Source organism: Psychrobacter sp. Sarcosine-02u-2, assembly GCF_002836335.1.
In the GTDB taxonomy this organism is placed as follows: domain Bacteria; phylum Pseudomonadota; class Gammaproteobacteria; order Pseudomonadales; family Moraxellaceae; genus Psychrobacter; species Psychrobacter faecalis.
Genome location: NZ_PJBX01000066.1, coordinates 1 through 472, shown reverse-complemented (window position 1 = coordinate 472; position 472 = coordinate 1). Strand labels below are relative to the sequence as shown.

Here is a 472-nt window from a genome sequence, read left to right as displayed (position 1 = left end):
GTTTAGAAGATAAGCGTCGTTATATCATAGTCGGCTGTTTTGGGATCGCCGCGGTAGTGACACCGCCTGATGGTGTATCAATGCTGTTGTTGGCGATTCCTATGTGGCTATTGTTTGAGCTGGGTTTACTCTTAGCAAAGATATTAATTAAAAATGAACGAAATAATGATTTAGTCTCAGGGAATGAAACATTAGAAAGTAGCTAGCACTACTTAAACACGCCAAGTACCTTTTTTACTTTTTACTAGAGTATGTCAGCGTGAGTACTCTACTTAGCGACGGACTCTAAATGGAACACCTAACCAGCAACAACGAGAAAAATGACGGTCTTGCAAATCGACTTAACCAAGAGTGCTACTGCATTACCCTTGATCGTAAAGCGCTTAATACAAGCCTTCAAGATCAATTGGTAGAAACTAGAAACAATCCAATAGGAGCAAACGAGCTTAATAAGCTTTTTTCAGCAACACCA

General features: G+C 39.8%; 1 protein-coding gene and 1 pseudogene. Both read left to right on the top strand.

The genetic code is table 11. From position 1 onward, the window contains the following. Positions 1–206, top strand: a 206-nt coding sequence (locus CXF58_RS01285) for a twin-arginine translocase subunit TatC (protein ID WP_180952496.1), incomplete at its 5' end; no start/stop codon positions are given. Between the two features lie 83 nt (positions 207–289). Next, a pseudogene (locus CXF58_RS13905) lies at positions 290–472 on the top strand (hypothetical protein); the annotation flags it as partial.